General features: G+C 66.0%; 16 protein-coding genes. 7 read left to right on the top strand and 9 right to left on the bottom strand.

The genetic code is table 11. The annotated features are described in order from the left end of the window. The first annotated feature begins 3 nt into the window (after positions 1-3). Genes ACIA8C_RS04995 through ACIA8C_RS04970 form a run of 6 tightly spaced genes read left to right on the top strand, consistent with a single transcriptional unit; the run spans position 4 to position 5,875 of the window. Positions 4-1,056 carry a hydroxymethylglutaryl-CoA reductase gene (locus ACIA8C_RS04995; RefSeq protein ID WP_397130967.1) on the top strand — a complete coding sequence of 351 codons (1,053 nt, stop codon included), beginning with the start codon at positions 4-6 and terminating at the stop codon, positions 1,054-1,056. 11 nt (positions 1,057-1,067) lie between these two features. Continuing rightward, positions 1,068-2,252, top strand: a complete 1,185-nt coding sequence (locus tag ACIA8C_RS04990; protein ID WP_397130965.1) for a hydroxymethylglutaryl-CoA synthase — start codon at positions 1,068-1,070, stop codon at positions 2,250-2,252. A 6-nt stretch (positions 2,253-2,258) separates the two neighbouring features. Further along, a complete protein-coding gene (locus ACIA8C_RS04985) occupies positions 2,259-2,423 on the top strand; it encodes a hypothetical protein (protein WP_397130963.1) in 165 nt (54 codons plus the stop codon). Next, a complete protein-coding gene (locus ACIA8C_RS04980; protein ID WP_397130961.1) occupies positions 2,423-3,397 on the top strand; it encodes a 3-oxoacyl-ACP synthase III family protein in 975 nt (324 codons plus the stop codon). Before ACIA8C_RS04985 ends, ACIA8C_RS04980 begins: the two co-directional genes overlap by 1 nt. Before the next feature lie 60 nt (positions 3,398-3,457). Further along, positions 3,458-5,077 (top strand): class I adenylate-forming enzyme family protein, encoded by a 1,620-nt coding sequence (locus tag ACIA8C_RS04975; RefSeq protein ID WP_397130959.1) that lies wholly within the window; start codon positions 3,458-3,460, stop codon positions 5,075-5,077. A 24-nt stretch (positions 5,078-5,101) separates the two neighbouring features. After that, positions 5,102-5,875 carry a hypothetical protein gene (locus tag ACIA8C_RS04970; RefSeq protein WP_397130957.1) on the top strand — a complete coding sequence of 258 codons (774 nt, stop codon included), beginning with the start codon at positions 5,102-5,104 and terminating at the stop codon, positions 5,873-5,875. Here ACIA8C_RS04970 and sigJ read toward each other — a convergent pair. Continuing rightward, positions 5,829-6,749: an RNA polymerase sigma factor SigJ gene (gene sigJ, locus ACIA8C_RS04965; RefSeq protein ID WP_397130955.1), complete on the bottom strand. Its 921-nt coding sequence runs from the start codon at positions 6,747-6,749 to the stop codon at positions 5,829-5,831. The two genes, ACIA8C_RS04970 and sigJ, sit on opposite strands and share 47 nt — an antisense overlap. A gap of 73 nt (positions 6,750-6,822) precedes the next feature. Between sigJ and ACIA8C_RS04960 the strand changes: the two genes are divergently transcribed. Continuing rightward, positions 6,823-9,039 (top strand): MMPL family transporter, encoded by a 2,217-nt coding sequence (locus ACIA8C_RS04960; protein WP_397130953.1) that lies wholly within the window; start codon positions 6,823-6,825, stop codon positions 9,037-9,039. 80 nt (positions 9,040-9,119) lie between these two features. Here the strand turns inward: ACIA8C_RS04960 and ACIA8C_RS04955 are convergent, their stop codons facing one another. From ACIA8C_RS04955 to ACIA8C_RS04920, 8 genes are all read right to left on the bottom strand, one after another. Then, positions 9,120-9,689, bottom strand: a complete 570-nt coding sequence (locus tag ACIA8C_RS04955; RefSeq protein WP_397130951.1) for a hypothetical protein — start codon at positions 9,687-9,689, stop codon at positions 9,120-9,122. A 93-nt stretch (positions 9,690-9,782) separates the two neighbouring features. Continuing rightward, the gene (locus ACIA8C_RS04950) at positions 9,783-11,645 is read right to left on the bottom strand and encodes an acyl-CoA dehydrogenase (protein ID WP_397130949.1); all 1,863 of its coding nucleotides are present in this window, start codon (positions 11,643-11,645) and stop codon (positions 9,783-9,785) included. A 13-nt stretch (positions 11,646-11,658) separates the two neighbouring features. Continuing rightward, complete coding sequence (locus ACIA8C_RS04945; RefSeq protein ID WP_397130947.1) at positions 11,659-12,675, bottom strand: 3-oxoacyl-ACP synthase III family protein; 1,017 nt, start codon at positions 12,673-12,675, stop codon at positions 11,659-11,661. A 67-nt stretch (positions 12,676-12,742) separates the two neighbouring features. Continuing rightward, complete coding sequence (locus ACIA8C_RS04940) at positions 12,743-16,759, bottom strand: type I polyketide synthase (protein ID WP_397130945.1); 4,017 nt, start codon at positions 16,757-16,759, stop codon at positions 12,743-12,745. A 3-nt stretch (positions 16,760-16,762) separates the two neighbouring features. Then, positions 16,763-22,564 (bottom strand): SDR family NAD(P)-dependent oxidoreductase, encoded by a 5,802-nt coding sequence (locus ACIA8C_RS04935; RefSeq protein ID WP_397130943.1) that lies wholly within the window; start codon positions 22,562-22,564, stop codon positions 16,763-16,765. An 11-nt stretch (positions 22,565-22,575) separates the two neighbouring features. Next, entirely contained in the window at positions 22,576-24,702 is a 2,127-nt protein-coding gene (locus tag ACIA8C_RS04930) for an MMPL family transporter (protein ID WP_397131812.1), read from the bottom strand. 38 nt (positions 24,703-24,740) lie between these two features. Further along, entirely contained in the window at positions 24,741-25,388 is a 648-nt protein-coding gene (locus ACIA8C_RS04925; RefSeq protein WP_397130941.1) for an HAD-IA family hydrolase, read from the bottom strand. A 10-nt stretch (positions 25,389-25,398) separates the two neighbouring features. After that, entirely contained in the window at positions 25,399-26,331 is a 933-nt protein-coding gene (locus tag ACIA8C_RS04920; protein ID WP_397130939.1) for a TIGR03621 family F420-dependent LLM class oxidoreductase, read from the bottom strand. Positions 26,332-26,334: the final 3 nt, after the last annotated feature.

Below are 26,334 nucleotides of genomic sequence, written 5' to 3'. Positions count from 1 at the left end.
TGAATGGACGACAATCTCCTGGCGGCATCGATACCCATGAAATGGGTTGGGCCGATCAAGATCTCGGGCAATGTCGCCGACATCGAGACCGCGGTACCGCTGGCCACCTTCGAGTCTCCGCTGTGGCCCTCGGTCCAGCGCGGCGCCAAGATCTCGATGGCGACTGAAACGGGCGTGACAGCGACGCTGATCGACGAGCGGATGACCCGCTCCATCCTGCTCGAGGCGGCGACCGCCGCGAGCGCGTATGTCGCGGTGCGGCAGATCACCTCGAGCACAGCACAATTGCGCGAGGTGGCGGCGACCAGTAGCCGGTTCATCGAGTTGGTCGGGATGCGGCCCGAAGTGATCGGCAACCTGATCTTCCTGCGGTTCGAATTCACCACCGGCGACGCCTCCGGCCACAACATGGTCACCCTGGCGGCCGACCTGCTGATGCGCCACATCCTGGAGACGGTTCCCGGTGTGTCCTACGGGTCGATCTCGGGCAACTACTGCACGGACAAGAAGGCCAGCGCGGTCAACGGGATACTGGGGCGCGGCAAGAACGTGGTCGCCGAACTGCTCGTCCCGCGTGCCACGGTGGCCGATGTGCTGCGCACCTCGGCGGCCAGGATCGCCACGCTCAACGTGCGCAAGAACCTGATCGGCAGCATCGTCGCGGGCGGAATCCGCACCGCCAACGCCCATTACGCCAACATGCTGCTCGCCTTCTATCTGGCAACCGGGCAGGACGCGGCCAACATCGTCGAGGGTTCGCAAGGGATCACCCACGTCGAGGACCGCGACGGCGACCTCTACTTTTCCTGCACGCTGCCCAACTTGATCGTCGGCAGCGTCGGCAACGGCAAGCGCCTCGATTTCGTCGAGGCGAACCTGACCAGGCTCGGCTGTCGCGAGGTGCGCGACGTCGGCGACGGTGCGCGACGGCTTGCGGTGATCGCCGCCGCCACGGTGCTCTGCGGCGAACTCTCGCTGCTCGCGGCGCAAACCAATCCTGGCGAACTCATGCAAGCTCACGTCCGGCTGGAACGTGAGCTGGTTTCCGGACACTGAGGAGTAAACAAGTGCATAAGGATTCCGCGGTCGGTATCCACGACCTGTCCTTCGCAACCGGCCACTACGTGCTGGACCACAGGGAAATAGCCAACCACTACAGCGTCGACATCAACAAATTCCACCTCGGCATCGGCCAGGAGGCGATGAGCGTGCCCGCCGCCGACGAGGACATCGTCACGATGGCCGCGACCGCGGCAAGGCCGATCATCGACCGATACGGCACCGCGGATATCCGCACCGTGCTGCTGGCGACCGAAACCGGCGTCGACCAGGCCAAGTCGGCTGGCCTCTATGTGCACTCGCTGCTCGGATTGCCTTCGGCGGCAAGGGTTCTGGAACTCAAGCAGGCCTGCTACGCGGCGACGGCCGCGCTGCAATTCGCCGCGGCGCTGGTGAGCCGCGATCCGTCCGAGCGCGTCCTGGTCATCGCGACCGATATCGCCCGGTATGACGCAGGCTCACCGGGCGAGTCCACCCAGGGCGCCGCGGCCGCTGCCATGCTGGTCACCGCCGAACCCGCGATCTTGCGGCTGGATCGGCCCTCCGGCTTGTTCGCCGCGGACATCATGGATTTCTGGCGGCCCAACTACCGCTCGACCGCCGTGGTCGACGGAAAGACGTCGATCGCCGCGTATCTGCAAGCGATCGAGGGTGCCTGGAAGGATTACACCGAGCGCGGCGGCAGGCCGATCGACGAGTTCGCCGCCTTCTGCTATCACCAGCCGTTCACCAAGATGGCCCATAAGGCGCATCGGCACCTGGCCGAATTCTCCGGCGCGGCAGCCGAACCCGACGATATCCACGACGCGATCCACACCAGCACGCTCTATAACCGCGTGATCGGTAACAGCTACACCGCGTCGCTGTATCTCGGGCTCGCCTCGTTGCTCGACCACCGCGACGATCTCGCCGGCAAGCCGATCGCCATGTTCAGCTACGGGTCCGGCAGCGTTGCCGAATTCTTCGGCGGCACCGTAATGCCCGGCTATCGCGAGCACCTGCGCACCGCGGGGCATCGCGCGGCGATCGCGGATCGGACACCGATCGACTATGCGGGATATCGCTCGCTGCACGAGCTTTCGCTGCCGGTCGACGGTGGTGATCACGCCCTCGTCGAGGAGGGGCGCGGCCCGTACCGGCTGGCCGGGCTCTCCGGGCACAAGCGGATCTATCAGGCACGGTCTCGGAGATAGCGCGCGATGACAAGAGCAGAAAAGTACGCGGACACCGCGTGGGTGTACCTGGCACACGTGGGTTCGGACCGCGGCACCCGGCACGTGGCCGGATGCTGTTGCGGTTGCGCGGTCGCCGACTACTCGGCGACCGTGCCCGCGCATCGCGAACCGAACGACAGGCGGCGCTGATGGGCGTCGGAATTCTCGGCACCGGGGCGTATGTGCCCGACCTGATCGTCACGAACGACGTGGCAGGCGCGGCAGCCGAGGTCGACGACGCCTGGATTCGGCGCAAGACCGCGATTCGCGAACGCCGATGGACGCCGCCCGATCTGGCGACCTCCGATCTGGCAGTGCGGGCCGGGCGGCGGGCGCTGGCAGCCGCGGGGATCTCGGCGACGCAGTTGTCCACGATCATCGTGGCGACCTCTACGCCGGACCGTCCGCAGCCACCGACCGCCGCGTATGTGCAACACGCGCTCGGCGCCGGCGGCGCCGCGTTCGATCTGAACGCGGTATGTAGCGGGTTCGTCTTCGGATTGGCAACGGCGCGTGCACTTGTCGCCGAAACGGCAGGCTACGCACTGGTGATCGGCGCGGACGTCTACTCGCGCATCCTCAATCCGCGCGATCGCCGCACCGTCGTGCTGTTCGGCGACGGCGCGGGGGCCGTTGTCCTCGGCCGCACAGCGGGCAACGGTGGCGTGCTGGATTGCCGCCTGCACACGTTCGGCCATATGTCGGAACTCATTTCGGTGCCCGGCGGCGGCAGCAGGCAACCGTATTCACCGCACCCGGACGCCGAGGAATCGCACTATTTCACGATGGACGGCCGTGGCGTCCGCGCCTTCGTCGTCACCGAACTGCCCGAGCTGGTCAAGGATTTCCTCTACGACAACGACGTGCTCGCGCACGAGATCGACCACGTCGTACCGCATCAGGCCAACGGGGTGATGCTCGGGGAAATCGCGTTCCGGCTCGGGCTGACCAAGGCGGTAATGCATCGCACGGTCACCGAATACGGCAACACGGGTGCGGCCTCGATCCCGATCACGCTGGACAACGCGGTGCGTGCCGGGCGCATACAGCAGGGACAGCAGGTTCTGCTCGTGGCCTTCGGCGGCGGCATGTCGGTCGGGCTCGGCCTGCTCGAATGGCATTGACAACCAGGCGGACACAGCTATCGGTGTGGGCGATCCACGCCTAGAAGGATGTCGAAAACAATGGGAAAGCGTAATGCCGCGCCGATCAATATCGGCCTTGTCTTCGATTGGCACGCGGCAAATTCCAGACAGACCGTGATCCAGCTCGATCGGCCGTTGGATGTCGCGCCGGACCGGGGTACCACCCTCGACGGCGCCGCACTGGCCGGGTTGGTGCACGAGCTGTCCGCCTGCCTGGCCGCGGCGGGGCTGCGGCGCGGCGACCGGTTGGCGATCGTCAAGGACAACCATTTCGATATAGTGCTCACCGCCGCCGCGGCCGCGCGCATCGGCGCGCTACCGGTGATGATCGCACCGATCGCGTCGATCGAAGCGATCCGAATCATGGTGGGGCGCATCGATCCAGCGGTGCTGGTCGCCGGCGCGAGCGTGCTTGCCCGTGCCGCGGCGGCCGGAACGACACTCGCCGTCCATCGCGGTCCGCTGATCGCCGTCGGCACGGACCCCGCGCTCGCCGCTGCCGACGCGCTCTCGCTCGATGATCTGCGCGGTGGACCGAATCCGCCGGTGCGGATCGGCGGCGACCACGATCCGATGATCGTGACGCACACCTCGGGCACCACCGGCGTGCCCAAACTCGTCGTGCATTCCGCCTACACCGCGCTCGGTGCCCGGCCGTACCAGCTGGAGTCCACCCGGATTCCGTTGCTCACCTCGGGACGCGACGATGTGGTCGCGAGCTGCATATCGTTCGCGCACATGCGGGCGCTGTCCTGGACACGCTCGCAACTCAGCATCGCGCCGCGGGCCATGGTCGTGATTTCCGACCCCGACCCCGACAGCGCCGCGCGCACACTCGCGCGCCATCTACCGACCTCGTTGGAGGCGTTGCCGAACGTCTTCCAACGTTGGGAAGAACTGGCCGACCGAAGGCCGGAATTATTTGCGCAGGTCAAGCGATTCATCAGTACTTTTGATGCTATCCATCCGCGCACCGTGCGGAAGTTCCTCGACATCTCCCAGGCCCGATTCCCGGTCTGGGCCTGGGGTCTCGGGCAATCGGAGATCGCCGGAATCAGTGCGAACATCTTCACCAGGCGCACCGTACGGCCGGGCCCGCGCGCGAATCACGATGCCACCAATATCGGCTGGCCCACCTTGGTGCGCGTGCGCCTCGTCGACCCGGTCACCGGCCGGCGCGCCGCACGCGGCGGTCCCGGACTGATCATGGTCAAGACACCGACCCGGTGTCTGACCTACCTCGGCGAAGCCGATCGGCATCGCGCGAAGGTCGACGGAAAGTGGTGGAACACCGGCGATCTCGGCATGCGCGCCGGCTTCGGCCGGATCAAACTGGTCGACCGCGAGGTCGATCTGCTGCCCGGCGTCAGCTGCATCGAGATCGAGAGCACCCTGCTCGACCGCCTCCCCCGCGCCTCGGAGGTGGTCGTCCTCGCCACACCGGACGGGCCGCCGGTTCCGGTCGTCTGCACGCCGGATGGCCTACTCGACCAACAGGACTGGGATCGCGCGGTCGCCGGACTGATCGAACTGGCCGAGCCGAGGGTGCTGCGCTGGGCGGACGTGCCGCGCACCGCCACCTGGAAGGTGCGCAGATCCGGCCTCCGCGAGCAACTACTCGGCGAGGCGATGGGCCTCGGCAGCGGTCAGTGGACCTGATCGCCGAAAAGGGATGGAGGACAAATGATGTGGTGGCCTGAGCCGGTGGCCGGAATCCCGACACCGCCGATCATCCGAGCGGCCAAGGATCTGCCGGACCGGTACTACGTGGGACTGGTCCTCATCGTCGGCGCATTCTGGTTGAGCGCCTACGTTTTCGCGATCGCCCAGGCGCGGATCGACGGGCGGGCGGGCATTCCCGCGATCGCCTGCGCACTCAATATCGGCTGGGAGTTGAACGACTCGTTTGTGGTGAACCATTCCGCCTGGCAGCGTCCCTTCAATTTCGCCTGGTTCCTGCTCGATCTGCTGATCATCGCGCAGGTGCTCCGCCACGGGCACAAGGACTATCCGGAGCTGTCGGCCCGGCAGTTCAAGCGGATGGTCGCCGCGGTCTGCGGCGTCGGCGTGCTCATGATCGCCGCGATAGAGATCGAGATCAACGACTTCTACGGTGCCTACACGGGTCTGATCTTGAACAGCATCATGAGCGTGATGTTCGTGCGCACCCTGATTCGCAGGCAGAGTTCGGCGGGCCAGTCCTTGTACATCGCGCTCTGTAAGGGCATCGGTTCCGCACTCGGTGTGCTGATGTCGGTGTCGCTGTATCCGTACAGCCTCGTCATCCCGGTCTTGGGCGTGATCGTGATCGGATTCGATGTCTACTACACCGTCGCACTGGTGCGGAAGATGCGGGAGGAGGGCCGGAATCCGTGGGCCTTGCCTCGGGTGTCCGGCGCGGCGAAGCCGGTCACGGCAGTCGTCGCGGCGCCGAAAGATCGAGGATACGCAGTTTGACCGGGCTGACCACGGAGTAGATACCGCGGATCGTGTAGTCGTCCGGATCGATATCGAGCGCGACCACAGCGAAGGGGGCGGCGTCGCGGGACAGCAGGATCGCGGGCCCACCGTTGATGTGCACCATCGACGGCACCAATTGATCCGTGAACAGTGCCTCGGCGCCGTCGCGCAGCCGAAGCACCTTCTCGCGTCCGACTATGACGCGCCGGGCGGTCTTTACCAGACCCCCGCTGTCGGTCCACATCGCCACGTCCGGGGCGAGCAGTTCCAGCAGTGCGTTGAGGTCGCCGCCCTGCGAGGCGACCAGGAACCGCGCGGTAACCGCCCGGCGCACATCGGGATCGGCCTGGTAGCGACCGCGACGCTGCCGGATGTGCTGATGTGCCCGGTGACCGACCTGACGGACGGAATCCGGGCTGCGCTCGACGACGTCGGCAATCTCCCGGTAGCTGTAGCCGAAAACCTCGTTGAGCACGAACACCGCGCGTTCCAGCGGAGTCAGCGACTCCAGCACGACCATCATCGCGAACGAGATCGCCTCGGACTGCATCGCGTTCACCTCGCCGTCCACGTCGGTCGGCAACGGCTCGGGCAGCCAGAGTCCCGGGTAGGTCTCGCGTTCGCGGCGCGCGCGGTTCAGCCGGGCGAGCGCATCGTTGACGCCGATCCGGACGAGGTAGGCGCGCACGTTGACGATGTCGGCCCGCCGAGCCGAGGCCCAGGCCAGCCACGCCTCCTGGACGACGTCCTCGGCCTCGGCTACCGAGCCGAGCAGGTTGTAGCTGACGGCGAAGATCAGATCTCGGTGCTGTTCGAACTCCGTGGTGGCAGCGTCGAGCGCCGCCGAATCCCCCGGTGTGACATGAACCACCCAGCCATGATGTCACACTTCCGGATCGCCAAATCTCCTATCAGTACCTAAACCCTATGACGGGAGGAAAGTCATGTTGGAGCGTCTTTCAGCGCTGATCGTGCGCCGATCGCGCATCTGCCTGATCCTCGCGGTGCTGCTCGTATTCGCCGGTGGCGCAGCGGGTTCCGCCCTCTATCCCAAGCTGTCGGCGGGCGGATTCGCAGTGGCGGACTCGGACTCGGCGCGCGGTGCCGAGCTCCTGCAATCGGAGTTCGGCAGCCATGCGTCGAACCTGACGTTGCTGGTGCAGAGCCCGGACAGCATCGACTCGACCGAAACCGCCAGGGACGGGCGGGCATTGGCCGAGAAACTGGCCGCCGAGCCGGGAGTCGAGGGTGTCAGCTCGTACTGGACCAGCGGCCAAGCGCCACAACTGCGCAGTCGAGACGGCAGGCAGGCGCTCGTCCTCGGGACCATCGCGGGCGACGAAACCGCCGTCGAGAAGCGCATCACCGGAATTCAAAAGGACTATCAGAAAGAGTTCGGCAGCCTGCAGGTCACGGTCGGCGGCAATGCCGTCTTCCAGCACGAGATGAACGTGCAGGGGCAGAAGGACGCGACGAAAGGTGAGTCGCTGGCCTTTCCCATCACCTTGGTCTTGCTCGTGCTCATCTTCGGCAGCGTGGTCGCGGCATTGACGCCACTGGCGGTGGCGATCGTGGCCATGCTGATCTGCATGGGGATCATGTGGGCGCTGCTGTACGTCTCGACCCTCTCCACGCTGGCCATCAGCGTGGTCACCTTGCTCGGGCTCGGTTTGGCGATCGACTACAGCCTGCTGTTCGTCAACCGGTACCGGGAGGAATTGCGCGCTGGGCGCGACGTTCCCGCCGCGATCCGGATCACGATGAACTCCGCGGGTCGCACGGTGATCTTCTCCGCGATCACCGTGGCCATCGCGTTGACCGGACTGATCTGGTTCCCCCTCGATGCGATCCGGTCGATGGGCTACGTCGGCGTGATCACCGGGTTGACCGCCGGCGCAACGTCGGTCACCGTGCTACCCGCCTTGCTCGTCGCCCTCGGCCCCCGGATCGAGAAGTGGCGGGTGCTTAAGCACCGCCCGGCGGCGGCCGAAACCGATGTCACCGAAGGCTTCTGGCACCGGCTGGCTTCGGCGGTCATGCGGCGGCCGATCCCGGTCGCCATCCTGGTGACGGCATTTCTGCTGCTGCTCGGCGCACCGGCACTCGGCATGAAACTCGGCATGCCGGACGAGCGGATCCTGCCGACCTCGACCATGGCCCGACAGGTCGCCGACACCCTCCGCAGCGACTTCGACACCAGCGGTCAGAACAGCCTGTTGATCGTCGCGCCCGAGGCGAACGCCGATCCGGCAGCGCTCACCGAATACGCGACGCGGCTCTCGGCGTTGCCCGCGGTCGCGCAGGTCGATACGGCCACCGGCTCCTTCGCATCGGGAACCCAGAAGGCCGCGGCCGGTCCGCAGAGCGCCAGGTTCACCAACGGGACGGCGGCCTATTTTTCCGTGCTGCCGACACCATCGGGCCTGAGCGATTCCGACGCGCTGGTCAAATCGGTGCGGCAGACGCAGGCACCGTTCCCGACCATGGTGACCGGCATCGCGGCGGTCAACTACGACGCGACCCGGGCGATCATCGACCGGCTGCCGTACGCCCTCGGTTCGGTGGCGATCTTCATGGTCGTGCTGTTGTTCCTGGTGACCGGCAGCGTGCTGGTGCCGTTCCTTTCGCTGGTACTCAGCGTGCTGAGCCTGACCGCGACCTTCGGCGCGCTGGTGTGGATATTCCAGGACGGGCACCTGTCCTGGCTGCTCGGCGACTTCACCGCGACCGGCGCACTGTCGGCCTCGATACCGGCGATGCTCTTCGGGCTTTCCTTCGGTCTGGCGATGGACTACCAGGTCTTCCTGCTCGCGCGAATCCGCGAGGAATACGACAAGTCCGGTGACGGCACCGTTGCCGTCGCGGTCGGTCTGGAGCGAACGGGCCGGATCGTCACCGCGGCCGCCCTGGTCATCTCCGTGGTCTTCCTGGCCTTCACGGTTTCCGGAATCTCGCTGTCGAAGGCGTTCGGTATCGGGTTGCCGTTGGCGGTGCTGATGGACGCCACCCTGGTCCGCGGGGCTTTGCTGCCTGCCACGATGCGACTCTGCGGCAAGGCGGCTTGGTGGGCACCGCTGTTCTTGCGAAACATCTTCGAACGAACCCGCCTGCACCATTCGGGTACCGAGTCGGCCGAGCCGGTGCGCTCGACGACCGGATAGCCGAACGGCCCGAACGGCAGCGCACGACCCGCACTTCGAGCGGACGTCCGCTGCCGTTCGGGCTGAGATCGGCGTTCTCCTCAGCGTGCCAACTGGCTCTGATGCAAGTCGAAGCCACAGCTCGGGCACACGGCCGCCGGTTGTCCACCGACCTCGCCGTCATCTTCTTGCGGCCTGCCCTGCTCGCCGTCCCGCCCCGCTTTCGACCTACGGCGTTCGGTGCGCAGCACTTCACGAAAGCCGCGCACCGAAAGTCGTAACGCCTCGGCGTGCCGAAGCCACCGGTCCTGATCCTCGGTGTCGAGAGCCGCCGCCTCGGCGTGGTGACTCCAGGAGAGCTTGCCCCTACGTCGTTCCGGTGGGAATCGCGAGGCCACGTAGGCCATATTCATCAGGCTCTGCACGTCGTAGCCGGTGATTCGCGCTGCGCGCGAGTACTTCTCACCGAACTTCGCATTGCCGTAGTTGACCCAGTCCCCGATCCACCAGGCGGCAGCGCGACCGATGGTGCCGAGCTGTTCGCCGTGCCGTAACCACTCTTCGCACTTCAGCGACGTCCTCGGCTGCCACGACACCGCGCTGACCGATACCGGCCTTCGATCCGGATGGGCGACCCTCGCCGAAGAATTCTGACGTGAAAGCTCGTTCATCACGCACCCCCTCTTTCACATCGATTGTCGTACACCCGCGACCACTCCCCCGGTGCCGCAATTCGATTGCAGACGAGTCTGTTAAATCAAGCGCTAGAACGCGGCCTCGTCGAGCTCCATGATGTCGTTGTCGAGGTTCGCCAGCACGGCGCGGGTCGTGGTCAGCTCGGGCAGGATATTGCGCGCGAAGTACTGCGCGGTTGCGATCTTGCCGGTGTAGAACGCCTCGGTGGAGCCGCCGCCGGTGCCTGCTCGCAGGTCGCTCAGGCCTGCACCGTCCAGGGCCTTGATGGCGATCTCGGCCTGCCGCAGCAGCTGCCAGCCGATGAGCAGGTCGCCGACGGACATCAGGAAGCGAACGCTGCCGAGGCCGATCTTGTAGAGCTCCTTCGGGTCCTGCTCGGCGCCCATCAGGTGCCCGGTCAGGGTAGCCACCATGCCCTGCACATCTTCGAGGGCGGTGGCGAGCAGTTTGCGCTCGGCCTTCAGGCGGCCGTTGCCGCCCTCCGTCTCGATGAACTTCTGCACCTGGCCCGCCACGTGTGCCAGCGCGACGCCGCGGTCGCGAATGATCTTGCGGAAGAAGAAGTCCTGCGCCTGGATGGCGGTGGTGCCCTCGTACAGCGAATCGATCTTGGCGTCGCGGATGTACTGCTCGATCGGGTAGTCCTGCAAGTAGCCGGAGCCACCGAAGGTCTGCAGCGACTCGGTCAGGTACTGGTAGGCCCGCTCGGAGCCGACACCCTTGACGATCGGCAGCAGCAGGTCGTTGACGCCGGCGGCCAATGTCGCATCGGCACCTGAAACATGCTCGGCCACAACCGGATCGCCATGTGCTGCGGTGTACATGTATACGGCACGCAAGCCCTCGGCGTACGCCTTCTGCAAGATGAGCGAACGGCGTACATCCGGATGGTGCGTGATCGCTACTCGCGGTGCGGATTTGTCCGCCATCTGACTGAGGTCGGCGCCCTGGACGCGGGTCTTCGCGTAGCCGAGAGCATGCAGATAGGCCGACGAGAGCGTCGCGGTTGCCTTGACGCCCACCATCATTCGTGCTGATCGAATGACTTCGAACATCTGCGCGATGCCGTTGTGGGTCTCCCCGACCAGCCAGCCCTTGGCCGGAATGCCGTTGCCGCCGAAGGTGACCTCGCAGGTGGCCGAGACCTTCAAGCCCATCTTGTGCTCGAGGTTGGTCGCGAAGACACCGTTGCGCTCGCCCAGCGCACCCGTGTCGTGGTCGAAGTCGAACTTGGGCACGAGGAACAGGGACAGGCCCTTCGTTCCCGCTACGGCGCCCTCCGGGCGGGCCAGTACCAGGTGGACGATGTTGGGAAACAGATCATCGGAGTCACCGTTGGTGATGAAACGCTTGGTGCCCTCGATATGCCAGGAGCCGTCCTGCTGCTCGATCGCCTTCGTCCGGCCTGCCCCGACATCGGAACCGGCGTCCGCCTCGGTCAATGCCATTGTCCCGCCCCAGTTCTGGGCCGACATCAGTACCGACCATCGCTTCTGCTCGTCGGTGAGGCTTTTGTGCAGGGCATTCAGGAACGCCGACCCGGTGGCGTAGATATAGGCGGCGGGCGCGGCGCCGAGGATCATTTCGGCGATCGACCAATTCACCACCGCGGGGGCACCGAGACCGCCGAGCTCTTTCAAGTTCCCCACACCGGCCCAGCCCGCGTTCTGCAGGGCGCCGAAGCTCTGCTTGAAGCTTTCCGGGAGCCGCACGCTGAAGGTTGCCGGATCGAAGACCGGCGGGTTCCGGTCGGCGTCGATGTGCGAAGCCCCGAGGGGCCCTTCAGCAAGCCGGCGAACCTCGTCGAGCATCGTGCGAACGGTTTCGGAATCCAGGTCGCCGAAGGCGCCCGAATCCAGCAGTCCGCCAAGGCTCAACGACTCGAAGAGGTTGAACTCGAGATCTCTGACATTGCTTCGGAAATGACTCATTCTTATCCATCTCTCAGTGCTGGGACGCGCCGTGCCAGTGCACGAGACCGGCGGCCGCGAAGTCGCCCGCATGGGCGAATCCGGCGATCACCACGAGATCGCCGTGATCGATCGAGCCATCCCGGATGGCGTGATCCATGGTTATCGGGGCCGCTGCCCCGTACAGGTTTCCGAACAGATCGAACGTGTCGATGTGCTGGTGGGACTTGAGTCCGAGATCCGCCGACCAGTTCTTCAGGAAGATCCGGTTCGGCTGGTTGGTAACGAGGATGTCGATATCGTCGCGTGCTATCCCAGCCGTCGCGCACACGCCTGAAACTACTTCGGGCACAAGGCGATTGCCGCGAGCAATGATGTCGGCCCCGAGCTCCTTGTCGAACTCGACATCGACTTCGCTGTCGCCGGGCTCCCAGTACTTTCTGCCGTCCTGGCGCACCGGCCGAACGTCGCGGGCATACTCCGGACTGTTCTTGGTGAAGACACCCAGGATGGGGGACGGCCCGCCTGCCGTCAGATAGGCAACCCCGCACCCGTCACCGGGCGTCGACGCGTGCCCGCGCCCTCGAACTTGGTCCTGCGCGAAGATCTGGCCTGCCGAATTCTGCACGTTGGCGATCAGTGCCGTATCGCCTTCCCCGCTGTCGATCAGCAGCTTTGCCAGCTTCAGCAGGTAGGGAAACGAGGCACAGCCGGTGTTGTGCAGGTCGAGAATGATCTTGGGATCACACCCGAGTCGATGCGCTACCTCGGCACCCGATCCGGTGAACAGCGCGTCCGGCAGGAGCACATTGGTCAGCAGGATGTCGACGTTGCCTTCGGGCGAGAGCGCCAGCCGGTCGAACATGGTGCGCGCCGCACGCTCGATCATTTCGGCCGCTCGCTCGTCCGGCGCGACATGGTGCCGAAAGCGCGGCGGGCGGGTCAGCGCCGGGGCGGCCGACTGGTCCGCGGACGCGTCACCGAAGAACTCGACGCCGAGTCTTCGCGCCGGGACATAACTTCCGAATCCCACGATTCCTACGTCACGCACGGGTCTCCCCGAGGAATTCTCCGATGACATTGCCGAGCTGTTGCTCCATACCTGTCCTCCCTTATTGCTAGTTGCGCCGATTGCTCTGCCGGGCAAACCAATCGAGTACCGAATCGGCCGTCGCACGGGCGTCGGCCTCCAGAATGGAGAAGTGATCGGCATCCGCCCTGATCGCCTCGTCCGCGAAATCCCAATGACGCCAGGTGTACGCCGGATCGGATTCGACGGTGCGCGCCGCGGCCAGTAGCACGGACGCGGCCGAAAGTTCTTTTCTATCAGGAGCTTTCCACTGCGAGAACAGGTCGAGATAGGTTCCCATCGAAAGCAGGTTGTTGTCGTCGAGCACCGCACCGTCGGGGTCTCGTCGCACGATATGCCCCATCGCCCAGGCAAAGGTGTCGTCGAGGAGTTCCTGGTTTGGCTCGATGGTGTCCAGCATGACCACACCCACCACCGGATAGCCCCGAGATTCGAGCTCGATCGCGATGTCGTTGGCAAGCAGACCGCCCATCGAATGCCCGACCAGGACCACCCGATCGGCTTGACCGGTTACCGCGGCGATCGCCGATGCCGCCGCGGCGATCGCCCCGTGCCAGGACTCGGGACGCGGATCCGCGGTGCCGAAACCAGGCAGCGTCAATCCACGGACCCGGCCGAGAGCGGATATGGCACTGGCGAAGCGGATGAATTGATGCGGCCCAGACCCCGCCAGAAATGAGGGGACACAAATGATTTCGGTGTCGCCAGGACCGTCTGCCAGCAGCACCGCCCCGTCGGGGCGCTGCGCGTGCGCCGGTTGCGGTGCACGCAATCTGGATGCCGCGGTGAGGACACCGATCATGTCGGCTGTGGTGCCCCCGGCCACCGCGGCGGACAGCAGCTTCGTCAGAGTCCCCATTGCGCTGTCCATCCCCGCGGGCACGATGCTAGGAGCGACAACGGGTTCGGCCACGGCCGACTGCGCAGGCAGGTCCGCGGCCGATCGCTGCACCAACGGGAGCAGCGCCTGCGACACCGTGGTTGCGGTGGGATTATCGATGAGGAATTGCGGCGACAGCTCGGCCCCGGTCAGGGCGGCGAATCGCTTGTGCAGGCGAACCGCGTTCATCGACTCGATGCCGAGCTCGAGCAGGCTGCGGTCCGGGTCGATCGACGCGGCATCGTCCACACCGAGCACCCTCGCGAACTCCACCCGGACGAGTTCGAGCAAGGTGGGCGCCGGATCCCCGGTCGGGATTCGCCATCGCTGTGGCGCGCTCACCGCCGCAGGCTGAATCGGAATCGCCGTGTTGTCGCTGCCGGTGATACCGGATGTGCGTACGCCGGAAGGGATTTCAGGAACCCAGAACCGTGCATGCTGAAAGGCATAGACCGGCAGCGAACAGTGGCCCGCTGGGGAGTTCGCGTAGTACGCGTCCCAGTCGACGGGCACACCATTGCTGTGCAGCGTTGCCGCGGCCGCGACGACCTGTTGGGCGGCCGGCACCTTGCGATCGAGAGCGGCGACAGTTCTTGCCTCGGCACCGGTCCCGATGAGGCACTCGTCGACGAGCGAGGTGAGTACGGCGGCGGGCCCCAACTCCAAGTAATGCGTGACGCCCGCGCCCGCGAGCCAGCGAATCCCGTCATGGAAGCGAACCGTTGCCCGCAGATGCCGCACCCAGTATCCGGGGTCCTTCGCTTCGGCAGCGGTGATCGGCCGACCGGTCATCCCGGAAACGATCGGTGTCGCAGGCGGTTCGAGCCGCACGCTCTCGACGACCGCCGCGAAGTCCTCGAGGATGGCATCCACATAGTGCGAATGGAATGCGTGGGAAACCTGCAGACTTCGGGTTCGCCTACCGCGCGCAGCCCAAAGATCAGCGCACGCGGCCACGGACTCGGCTTCGCCGGACACCACGATGGAACGCGGGCCGTTCACCGCGGCGATAGCGATCCGAGAAGCATCGTCGGCAAGGGACGCGCGGACTTCCGCCTCCGAGGCCTGGATCGAAAACATCGCGCCATCGGTGCTCAGCGACTGCATCAGGCGACCACGCGCGGCTACGACCCGGCAAGCATCATCGAGTGTGAAAACGCCCGCCAGGTATGCCGCGACGAACTCACCGAGGGAATGGCCGATCAGGTAATCCGGTCGTACCCCCCAGCTTTCGAACAGCCGGAACAGCGCGACCTCCATCGCGAACAGCGCGGGCTGCACCACGCTGGCCGATGCCAGCGCATCGGAGTCCGACAGCGCGGAAATCAGCGCGGTGCCCAGGTACGGGTCGAAGGCCGCGCAGACCTGCTCGAGCGTTTCGGTGTATGCGCGAAAAGCGGGGTCATCGAGTGCCGTCCCCATGCCGGCGTATTGGGCGCCCTGGCCGGTGAACATGAACGCGATGCGGCCCTCGCGTGCGGCCCGCACTGCCGCGGAGTCCAATTCCCCGGTGAGAGCGAGGATCGAGTCCGCCATGCGCTGCCGGTCGGAGCCGATGACAGCCACCCGCTGGTCGAAGTGCGTCCGTGTCGTCGCAAGCGCCCGCGCGAGCTCGGCCGGGGTCGACGGTGAATCGTCGGTGAGTTGGGTATGCAGACGCGTCAGCTGGTCGCGCAGAGACGGAATGGTCTTTGCCGAAAAGATCCAGCTGAAGTATTTTTCGAAAGAACCAGCAGTTTCCAGCAACGGTGCTGCCGCGCCGGCATCCTCGACGATGAGGTGGCAGTTCGTTCCGCTGATCCCGAACGCCGACACCCCGAACCGCCTCGGCCGCTCGGACGTGCGTGGCCATGGCCGGGTCTGCTCGAGCAGGGCTACGGGACCGGACGTCCAGTCGACCTTCGGTGTGGGCCTATCGATGTGGAGGCTTCTCGGCATCGTGTCGTGGCGCAGCGCCATGACCATCTTGATGAGCCCCGCGATGCCTGCCGCCGCCTGGGTGTGCCCGATGTTGGACTTCACCGACCCCACGTACAGTGGCCGTTCCGGTGACCGTCCCGGTCCGAAAACGTCGAGCAGCGCCTGTGCTTCGATCGGGTCGCCGAGCACGGTCCCGGTACCGTGCGCCTCTACGACATCGATATCGGCGGCCCCGAGTCGGGCATCGGCCAGCGCGTCGGCGATGACCCGTTGCTGCGCAACACCATTTGGTGCGGTGAGCCCGTAACTCGCACCGTCTTGGTTGACGGCCGTGCCCCGAATGACCGCGAGCACCTGATGCCCGTGCCGCTCGGCGTCGGCCAGGCGCATGAGAACGATCGTGCCGACGCCCTCCGCCCATCCCGTTCCGTCCGCCGCGGCGGCAAAAGATCGGCATCGTCCCGATTCCGAGCAACCGCCTTGCCTGCTGAACTCGACGAACACGCTGGGGCTCGACATCACCGTCACCCCGGCGGCAAGGGCACTGGTGCACTCGCCCCGGCGCAGCGATTGGACGGCAAGATGCACAGCAACCAGCGACGACGAGCATGCGGTGTCAACCGTCAGTGCGGGCCCGGTGAGACCGAGGTGGTACGCGATTCGTCCCGAGGCAACGCTGCCCGCGTTTCCCACGCCCCACAGGCCGCCGAACCGGTCGGCGTCAGCGCGCGCGCCGAGGAAATACTCCTGGTGCATAAGGCCGACGAAGACACCGGTGCGTCCATCCCGAAGTGCGCCAGGAACGATGCCAGCGTGCTCGATCGCTTCCCACGCCGATTCCAGCAGCATTCTTTGCTGCGGGTCCATTGCCGCGGCTTCCCGAGGACCGATGCCGAAGAATTCGGCGTCGAATCCCGGTGCGTCGCCGAGGAATCCACCGTGGCGCGTATATGTCTTACCCGGCGCATCCGGATCCGGATCGTAGAGCTCGTCAAGCTGCCAGCCGCGGTCGGCCGGGAAGTCCGAGATCGCGTCCGTCTCCGATACGACGAGTCGCCACAGTTCTTCGGGCGAGGTCACCCCGCCCGGGTAGCGGCAGGCCATGCCGACGATCGCGATGGGTTCGACAGCCCGCTCGGTGACCTCCCGCAACTGCCGTCTGGTCCGATCGAGCTCGGCTGTCACCCGCCGCAGGTACTGGAGGGTCTGCTCCGCCGCAGGCGCCCCCGCTGTCTCATCCCCCATTACTCAAGCCACCCCCATGTCATTGTCGATCATGTCGAAAAGCTCACTGACCGAGGCTGATTCGATCGACGACGGCGGTTCGCCCGAGGACGTGGCGGCACTCAGCTCACGGACCAGATCCGTCAGGCCGGCCAGCGCCGACGATCTGGCGTCGACATCCAACGCCTGTACGTGGCGTCGTAGGTCTGCCAGCGCCCCGGCCACGACGCCATCTCGATTCGCCCGATCTCGCTGCCGTAGCTGTTCGGTCACGTGCTGTGCGAGGCGAGAGACCGTCGGGTGATCGAAAACCACCGATACCGGCAAAGTCAGCCCGACGCTCGCGTTGATTCGGTTGCGCAGTTGCAGCGCTCCGAGCGAGTCGAGTCCGAGATCCTGGAACGACCGGTCGACGGGGAGCGATGGACCATCGCCGAAGCGAAGCACTGCGGCGATCTCGGCCCGGACGAACCTGGTCACCGCGGCATCCCATTCCGAATCCGGTTGGTCCGCAAGGTTTTCGAGCGGGTTTGCCACCCGGTCGATACGCTCCTCGCCCCGATCCGGCAGCAAGGTATCGAACATCGGCGCCAACCCACCCGACGCACGGTCCGCCAGCAGCGCCTGCGTATCGATGGCTGCCGCGATGATCGATGCGTCCGGCTGTCCGACCGCGACATCGAACATTCGTAGCGCCTCCGGCGTGCGCATGGGGGCCAGGCCGCGGTCGGCAAGCCGCGCGACGCCGCCGCCGGCAAGATGCTCGGTCATCGCTGAGGCGTCCTCCCATAGACCCCAGGCAATCGAGGTGGCCGCTAGTCCCTGGCTACGGCGTAGCCGGGCCATGGCGTCCATGCAGGAGTTCGCCGCGGCGTAGTTTGCCTGTCCGGCAGCACCGATGACACCGGCGAGCGATGACATCAGCACGAAGAACCTCAGGTCGAGATGTTCGGTCAACTCGTGCAGGATCAGGGTTCCGGCAATCTTCGGCCGCAATACCCTGGTCAGTTGATCCTCGGTCAGTGTCGCGATCAGGCCGTCGTCGAGCACGCCCGCCGAGTGGATCAGCCCGGCCAAGGGGTGCGCCGCGGGGATGGCATCGATGATCTCGCTCATCGCGTTCTTGTCAGCGACATCGCAGGCCGCCATCGTGACTACCGCCCCGGCGGAACGCAGTTCGGCGGCAAGGGATTCGGCGCCCGTCGCGCGCTCCCCTCGCCTGCTCACCAGGACGAGGTGGCGGGCGCCGCGATCGACAAGATGGCGCGCGATCGCGGCGCCGATTCCGCTGGTTCCGCCCGTGATGAGAATCGTCGTGTCGGCGTCGGGCTGAACGCTTTCGGTCGAGCGTCGTTGCTCGGCGAACAGCCTCGCCACCTCGACCGATCCGCCGCGCACTCGGATCCGGGGCTCGGGCAGTTCCACGATCGCGGGCAGCAGATGTGTGCTCGCCGGATTGTCGAGGTCTAGCAGGGTGAACCGCCCCGGGTGCTCGGATTGCGCACTGCCGACCAGCCCCCACAGCGCCGCCGCGGTGAGCGATGCCTGCGCGCTCGACCCGGTAGCCCCCGTGGTCAGCAGGACCAATCGAGCATCGCTCAGTCGATCGTCAGCGAGCCAGCGCTGCACGAGGCGCAGCCCGGCGAGCAGGCCCGCTTCGACCACGTCGGCGGATCGATCCCGAGGCCCATCGAGCTGGACGAGAACCAGCTGCGGTGCGACGGCACCCCGGTCCATGGCGTCGAGCAACGGGCCGATGCCGTCCCAGCGATCGACATCGATGCCAGCGCACTCGAATTCACCGGTCGGATCGATGACGACCCAGCGGCGGCCGGTGGACGGCTCGATCGGGCGAGTCACCGGAATCCAACGCAGGCTATGAAAGGTCTCGGCGGGCGCAGCTACCACCGCCGACAACACGGTGGCAGGAATAGGTCGCAGCGCCACCTCCCCCACCGATAGCACCGGTACCCCGTTCTCGTCGGTCGCGGTCAGCGAAACCTGACGGTCACCGGTCCGGCAGATGCTGGCACGTAGCGAGCCGCGTGCTTCCGACGGCCGCAGCGCTCGAATATTGCGCCAAGAGAAGGGGATCCATACCTCTTCCGGATTTCGATCCGCCGCGCCGTGCTCCAGGGCGACGTGAAACGCGGAGTCCAGCAGCGCGGGATGCGCCGCGGCATACGAGCCGCCGAGCAGTTCACCGGGCAACTCGACTTCGGCGAACAGCAATTCGCCGGTATCGCCCTGGGCAGACCAAGCCTTGCGCACATTCTGAAACGCCGGCCCGTAGCCGAGCCCCTCGCGCGCGAGGTCGCCGTACATCGTGCGGATGTCGATCGGCGTCGCCTGCGCAGGCGGCCAAGCCGCCGCAGGCCCTGGGTTCGTCTCGAGCACGGTGTCGGCGATGATGCCTGTCGCGTGTCGCTGCCAGCTCGGTCCGCTCGCAGCCGCGGCGCCACTTTCGGTGGAATGGATGGCCAGCGCTCGTTTGCCGCTCGAGTCGGGTGCTCCCACCCACACTTGAATCCGGACGGAGCCCGAGTCCGGCAGTGGTAACGGGGCTTCCAGGTGGAGCTCTTCGACCTCGTTGCCACCGACCGCGGCAGTGACATAGGCGGCCAGTTCGACAAAGGCGGTGCCCGGCACGAGAGCGGCACCGCACACCCGATGGTCCGCGATCCACGGGTACTCCGCCAGTGACCACGTTCCGGTCCACACATGACAATCCGGCTCGGCCGCCAATTTCAAGGCACCGGCCAACAGCGGGTGCGGCACCGAACTCAGCCCGAGTTCCGACGGCACCGCGACCTGGCCGGGCCGGATCCAGTATCGATCACGGGCGAACGGATAGGTCGGCAAGTCGATGGCCAGATCCGATCTTCGCGGATAGGCGCGTTGCCAGTCGACCGGCACGCCATCGGTGTAGAGCTTCGCGACCGATCCGAGAAATGCGGTCAGTCCCCCATCGTGCTTGGTGACCGTTGCGGTGACCTGAATCCGTCCCCCGTGACTCGGCGCTTGCTCGATGGTCTCCTCGATCGCCGAAACCAGCACAGGATGCGGGCTGATCTCGATAAAGGTGCGCACACCGATATCGATCAGACGAGAGACGGCCGACTCGAACCGAACTGTCCGGCGCAGGTTCCGGTACCAGTACCGCGCGTCCAAATCAGCTGTGTCCAGCAGGTTTCCGGTGACACTCGAATAGAAGGCCGCCTGGCCGCTATGTGGCGAGATGCCCGATAGAGCTCGTACCAGTTCGGTCTTGAGCGGCTCGACATGGGCGGAGTGTGACGCATAGTCCACCGGAATCCGCCTGGCTCGCAGCCCTTCCCGCTCGCATTCGTCGAGGATCGCGGTCAACGCCGAGCGTTCGCCGGAGATCACCACCGAAGTCGGACTGTTGACAGCGGCGAGGGACACCCCGGCGTGCCGCTCGATCCGCTCGGCCGCGGCGTCGGCCGACTCGGCGACCGATATCATGCCGCCACCGCGGGCCAGCTCGGCGATTGCCTTGGCACGCAAGGCCACCACCGCCGCGGCGTCGTCGAGAGACAGGCCACCGGCGATGTAGGCCGCCGCGATCTCGCCCTGTGAGTGCCCGACGACGACATCGGGCTCTACCCCATGGGAACGCCACAGCGTCGCGAGAGATACGAGAACGGCGAACAGCACCGGCTGCACGACATCGACCTGTTCGAAGGACGCGTCGTCGCCGTCGCGAACAATCGCCTCGAAATCCGAGGGCGCGCGGTCCAAGTGCGGCGCCAACGCGATCGCACAATCATGGAACGTCTGCGCGAAGGCGGGCGACGAATCCAATAGCTCCACCGCCATTCCGCGCCACTGCGAACCCTGACCAGGGAATACGAACGCGACCTTTCCGCGCGGGGTGCGGGAGTCCCGGCTGGACTCGTCGGTGCGGAACGGGGTTACCAGCGGGCTCAGTCCGGCGAGCAGTTCGCCTCGACCGGTGCCGACCACAACGGTGCGATATTCGAGCTGCTGCTCCTGGGCCGCGAGCGCACTCGCGATCTGGAGCGGGTCCAATTCCGCTCGGTCACTGAGGAATTCGGCCAACAGCCGACGTCGCTCGGACAGCGCGGCCGGTGTTTTCGCACTCAGCACCCAGGCGACCGGACCGGCTGCCCCTGCCGGCTGCTCGGGCGTGGCCGGCGGCTCCTCCAGAATCAGATGGGCATTGGTACCGCCAACGCCGAACGCGGAGACCGCGGCTCGACGCGGTTGCGCTCCGGGCGCCCACTCGACCGCGTCGTGCAGCAGCGCCACACCGCCGCTCGACCAATCGACATCCGGGGTCGGTTCGGCGGCGTAGAGACTGCGCGGCAGCATGCGGTGGCGCATCGCGAGGAGCATCTTGATGATGCCACCGACGCCCGCCGCCGCCTGGGTGTGCCCGATATTGGACTTCAGGGACCCGAGCAGCAGCGGACGATCACTCGGGCGTTGGCGGCCGTAGGTGGCGAGCAGCGCGCGCGCCTCGATCGGATCGCCGAGCGGTGTGCCCGTGCCGTGGGCTTCGACAACATCGATGTCGGCACCCGTCAATCCCGCGTTGGCCAGCGCCTGCCGGATGACAGCTTCCTGCGCTCCGCCGCGCGGGGCAGTCAAGCCATTGCTGCGTCCGTCCTGATTGACGGCCGATCCGCGAACCACGCCGAGGATTCGCCTGCCGTTGCGCCGCGCGTCACTCAGCCGCTCGAGCAGAACCAGTCCCATGCCTTCCGACCAGGCCGTCCCGTTCGCATCGGCGGCGAACGATCGACATCTCCCGTCCGGCGACAGCGCCCGGTGCTTGGTGAATTCCAGCCACATGTTCGGCGTCGTCATCACCGTAACGCCGCCGGCGAGCGCCAGCGAGCATTCACCCGACCTGAGCGATGCGGCCGCCAGATGGAGCGCGACCAGCGACGAGGAACATGCGGTGTCGACCGTTATCGCGGGGCCCTCGAACCCGAAGGTGTACGCAAGGCGGCCGGACGCGACGCTACCCGCCGTGCCCGTCCCCCAATACCCTTCGACTTCCGCTCTCGACGATTGCGCGACCCATGCGTAGTCGGATCCGCAGAGGCCAAGAAATGTCCCGGTCCGGCTTCCGGTGCGGGACGACATCGGAATTCCGGCGTGTTCGAAGGCTTCCCACGCTCCCTCCAACAGCAGCCGCTGCTGGGGGTCCATCGCGAGCGCTTCACGAGGGCTGATCTGGAAGAACTCCGGATCGAATTCGCCGATACGGTCCAGGAAGCCGCCGGATCGCACGTAGGTGGTTCCGGAATGGTCCGCGTCGGGGTGATACAGCGCTTCCAGATCCCAGCCTCGGTCGGCCGGGAACCCGGTGATCGCATCGGTGCCGGATTCCACCAGCCGCCACAGGTCTTCGGGCGCGGCAACCCCGCCGGGGTACCGGCACGCCATACCGATGATGGCGATGGGCTCATCGGTCGAGGCGGTGGCAACCTCCTCGATCCGACGCCGCGGCGGCGTCGCCGGGTCGCCGGAACCGTCTCCGGCGGCGCCGGAATCGAAGTGCGAATACAGGTACCAGGCCACAGCCGTAGGCGTCGGATGCTCGAAGAGGAGCACGGCGGGGATCTCGAAACCCGCTGCGGCCGAGAGGCGTCGGGTGAATTCGACCGCCGCCAGCGACGTGTAGCCGTAATCGTGGAAGGGGCGGTCCACCTCGACGGTGGTATCGCCGTCGAGCATCTCGGCCGCGATGGCGCACACCTCGGCGAGCACCGCATCAAATCGCTGCGACGGTTCGGCGGTTGCCAGCCTGGCGGCGAGCGAAGTGCGATTCATCTTGGGCTCCTTCATATCTCGACTTCTACGCGGGCTGGCGCGCGCTGGCCGGGGAACCACCAGTTCCAGCGCCCGAACAGCCGCATGGCCGCCGGAACGAGCACCAGACGCACCACCGTCGCGTCGACCGCGACGGCAACCGCGCACCCCAGTCCCAGGCGCTGGGCAGACGGGAATCCCGTGAGGACGAACGCGATGAAGACAAGCACCATCAGCAGGGCCGCACTCGAGATCGAGCGCGCCGAGGCGGCGAGCCCCTCGGCGACGGCCCTCGCGTTGTCCCCGGTGGCCTCCCACCCTTCACGGATCCTCGACAACAGGAAGATCTCGTAGTCCATGGACAGACCGAAAGTGATGGCCAGAATCAGCGGCGGCGTAATCGTGTCTACCGTCGGCGCGGCCTGGATTCCGAGCCAGGACAGCCATCCCCATTCGAACACCATCACCAGCACGCCGTAGGCGGCGGCCAGCGACAACAGGTTCATGGCGATCGCCTTGGCCGCCAGGACCGGCGAGCGCAAAATCACCATGAGCAGCGCGAATCCAGCGATCACAATGAACGCGACGATCAACCACATCGCCTGCGACACCAGATTGTCGAAGTCCATGATGGTGGCGGTGGTCCCGCCGACGAGGGCGGTTACCCCGGCGATGTCGCCGAGCGCGCCCCGTAACTCGGTGACCGTGTCTCGCGCCGAGGATGATTCGGGATCCGACGTGAGCACGGCCTGGATCAGTACGCTCTTCCCGCTCGTGCCGGTGGTCGTCGACACGCCACCATCGACGTTGTCGATCGCTTGGATGATCCGCTGGGCTTGCGCTACCGATGGACTGTCGGCAGGCAGCGAATCCGCGTCGCCCGCAGCGGTCACCAGCACTTGAACCGGGCTACCCGTGCCGGGACCGAGCACCGATCCCGCGAGTTCGGTACCTTCTCGCGCTTGATTGGTGTCCGGCAGCTGACGCAGCACGCTGTTGCTCATCTCGAGCCTGGTGGCGGGCAGTGCGAGTGCCAGCAACAGCGCGGAAGCGGCGAGTACGAACAGCACCGGACGGCGCATCACGGTGTCCGACCAGCGCATCCAGAAATCGCCGGCGCGGGCGGGATCCCGCCGGGCTCGAATCAGATTGCGGCGCGGTTTGATTGCCGCGAATCGCGCGCCGAGCAGTGCCACGATGGCGGGCACCAGCGTGACCGTTGCGGTCATGGCCACCGCAACGACCGTGATGGTGCCGATCGCGATGGATCGCAACGCAGTCGAGTCGATGATGAACAGACTGGCCAGGGCGAGCGCGACCGTGCACCCGGACAGCACCGCCGCACGTCCCGAAGTCAGCATCGCGGTTCGACGGGCCTGCTCGATCGTTGCGCCGCCCCTGACCTCCGAACGAAAGCGGACGAGCACAAACAGCGTGTAGTCGACGGCCACCCCGATACCCACCATCGACACCGCGTTCGATACGAAAATCGACATGCTGATCACTTGGGCGAGCAAGTAGGTGATCCCACCGGTGACGACAACAGCCGCCATGGCAACCCCGACCGGAAGCGCCATGCTCAGCAGCGATCCGAAGACCAGCAACAGCGTCAGCGCGATCAGCGGGAAAGCGAACAGTTCCCCCTTGGTGACGGCGTCGGTCGTCTCGGATTGCACTTCCGCGTACAGCGCGCCCTGTCCGGTCAGATAGGCCTGAACCTGACCGTCGGCCAACTGCGCGGGTTTGTGGTGCTTGATACCCAATCGCTTCGCGATTTCCTTCGCGATATCGATCGACGAATCCTGGCCGCCGGTGACGATCAGCGGGATGACGCGGATATCCGGATGCTGCTGTCCCGCCGCCGGGGCCGAAGGGACGATCGAGACGCCGGACAGGTCGCCGATACGCGAGACCGCCTCGGCTTGTGCCTGTCCCAGCACCGACACTTGCGCTGGGGCCGACCGCAGAACCACCGCGAGCGTCGCCGACGCCGCCGCGGGAAAGTCCGACGCTATCCGTTCGTCGACACGCTGAGACTGACTTCCAGGCGCTTCGAAGCCGCCACTTGTCAAGTGCGCGTTCTGATTCGCGGCCCCAGCGGCCGCCAGCGCTATCAACAACCCCCAGACCGCAACCGTGGACCACGCATGGCGCTCCACAAAGGAGCGTAAGCGATCCAACACCACGTCAACCCAGTTCACAGACCAACCGCCTCTCTGACACGCGCAATCGCGTCGTCGGTGTCCTTGAACTCGATAGCCTGCCAGCCGAACTCGACGGCGCCGCGGCAATTGACCGAAAGGTCATCGATCAGCACGCACGAAGGGGCGGGCACCGATGCTTTCGCAGCACAGAGTTCGTAGATATCGCGATCAGGTTTGCGGCACCCGACTTCGAAGGAGAGAACGACCTCGTCGAACAGCTCGGGCCCAACGATCGCGCGCCAGTACGGATCGAAGTCCGGCGGCATGTTCGACACCATGCCGACGAATACGCCCTCGGCGCGCAGCGTCCGCACGAAGTCGATCATGGCCGCGTTCGGCGGACGCTCGGCGAACCAGAGCTCGGCGAACCGCGACAGGTCGACGATCGTTGCGAAATCACGCGCCAGCAATGACTCCATCTTGCGCACCCACTGGATACCGCTGAGCAACGGAGTATCCAAGGGCAGCATGATGTCGTCGGTACCGAACTCGCGGGCCACCGCAAGCATCGATGCCATCAGCTGCTCAGGACGCACCCGAATGTTGGCGCAGAAGGTAGTGAAAGTGTCGGCGATGGGGGCGGTGAGCACGCCCGCGAAATCGCACCAGACCGCCGGTCTCTGATTCCCGCCGTTACTCATCGAAGTCGACCTAGCTTCCGGTCAGTCGGGCTACGACGGGGGCGAACGCTCGCGCCGCGCCGTCGGAGACCACCCAGTAGGTGAATCCCCAGCGTTCGCGATGCTTGATCAGTTGGTCACAGATCTCGTCAACGCTTCCCACCAGCGCCATCGGCGTGGCACCGAACTCGTCCTCGGTCATCCCGATGGCCTTCGCATAGGTCCGCACGGACGCTTCGCGGTCGGCGGTAATCCGGCAGGTCACCACCAGGCATTGCAGCTCGATGTCGCCCCACCGATCTCCGGCCGCATCCCGGATCCAGCCGATTCGCTCGTCGAACGCGTCGTCGACCGCGGCGCGGCCCGCACCGGAATCCATTCGGCCCGAGGACATCTTGGGATTGACACCAACAATATCGGCCTCCCGTGCGGCGAGACTCAGCATCCGCTTCCCACCACCACCTATCAGGATCGGCGGGTAGGGTGCCGAAATCGGTTGGGGATGACCGTAATTCGTGCTCACCGCGTAGTGCGCGCCGGTGCGCCGCACCGCGGCGGTGGCCCAGATATCCTTCATAATGGCCAAGCTCTCGCCCAGTCGATCGATTCGCTCGGCCGCGGGATCGAACGTCACTCCGGCAGCGCGGTAGTCCATTTCGCGCCACCCCGCACCGATACCGAATTCGACCCGGCCGCCGGACACGACGTCCAGGGTCGCGATCTCCTTGGCGAGAACAACGGGATTCCGGTAGTCGTTCGCGAGCACCAGGGTGCCGACCGTCAAGCGCTCGGTCGCCTCGGCCGCCACCGTCATCGCAACCAGCGGACCCCATTGGGTGTCAAGGTGATCCGGTATCAACAGGCTCGAGTAGCCGAGCGCCTCGACCTCGCGGGCCTTGTCCCGCCACGCTCCTGCGGTATACGCCCCACTCGCCTGCACGCCGAACCGAAATGTTCTGCTCAAGAT

It is taken from the genome of Nocardia sp. NPDC051321, from assembly GCF_044455225.1.
Lineage (GTDB): Bacteria > Actinomycetota > Actinomycetes > Mycobacteriales > Mycobacteriaceae > Nocardia.
Note: the sequence above shows the minus strand (reverse complement) of the source record. Positions and strands in the feature narration are given on the sequence as shown.

Bases quoted from the DNA above. Each gene is read 5' to 3' on its own strand.
- ACIA8C_RS04995 (WP_397130967.1), top strand. From the start codon at position 4: ATGGACGACAATCTCCTGGCGGCATCGATACCCATGAAATGGGTTGGG.
- ACIA8C_RS04985 (WP_397130963.1), top strand. From the start codon at position 2,259: ATGACAAGAGCAGAAAAGTACGCGGACACCGCGTGGGTGTACCTGGCA.
- ACIA8C_RS04940 (WP_397130945.1), bottom strand. From the start codon at position 16,759: ATGGGGGATGAGACAGCGGGGGCGCCTGCGGCGGAGCAGACCCTCCAG.
- ACIA8C_RS04950 (WP_397130949.1), bottom strand. From the start codon at position 11,645: ATGAGTCATTTCCGAAGCAATGTCAGAGATCTCGAGTTCAACCTCTTC.
- ACIA8C_RS04935 (WP_397130943.1), bottom strand. From the start codon at position 22,564: ATGAATCGCACTTCGCTCGCCGCCAGGCTGGCAACCGCCGAACCGTCG.
- ACIA8C_RS04970 (WP_397130957.1), top strand. From the start codon at position 5,102: ATGATGTGGTGGCCTGAGCCGGTGGCCGGAATCCCGACACCGCCGATC.
- ACIA8C_RS04925 (WP_397130941.1), bottom strand. From the start codon at position 25,388: ATGAGTAACGGCGGGAATCAGAGACCGGCGGTCTGGTGCGATTTCGCG.
- ACIA8C_RS04955 (WP_397130951.1), bottom strand. From the start codon at position 9,689: ATGAACGAGCTTTCACGTCAGAATTCTTCGGCGAGGGTCGCCCATCCG.
- ACIA8C_RS04960 (WP_397130953.1), top strand. From the start codon at position 6,823: ATGTTGGAGCGTCTTTCAGCGCTGATCGTGCGCCGATCGCGCATCTGC.
- ACIA8C_RS04980 (WP_397130961.1), top strand. From the start codon at position 2,423: ATGGGCGTCGGAATTCTCGGCACCGGGGCGTATGTGCCCGACCTGATC.
- ACIA8C_RS04975 (WP_397130959.1), top strand. From the start codon at position 3,458: ATGGGAAAGCGTAATGCCGCGCCGATCAATATCGGCCTTGTCTTCGAT.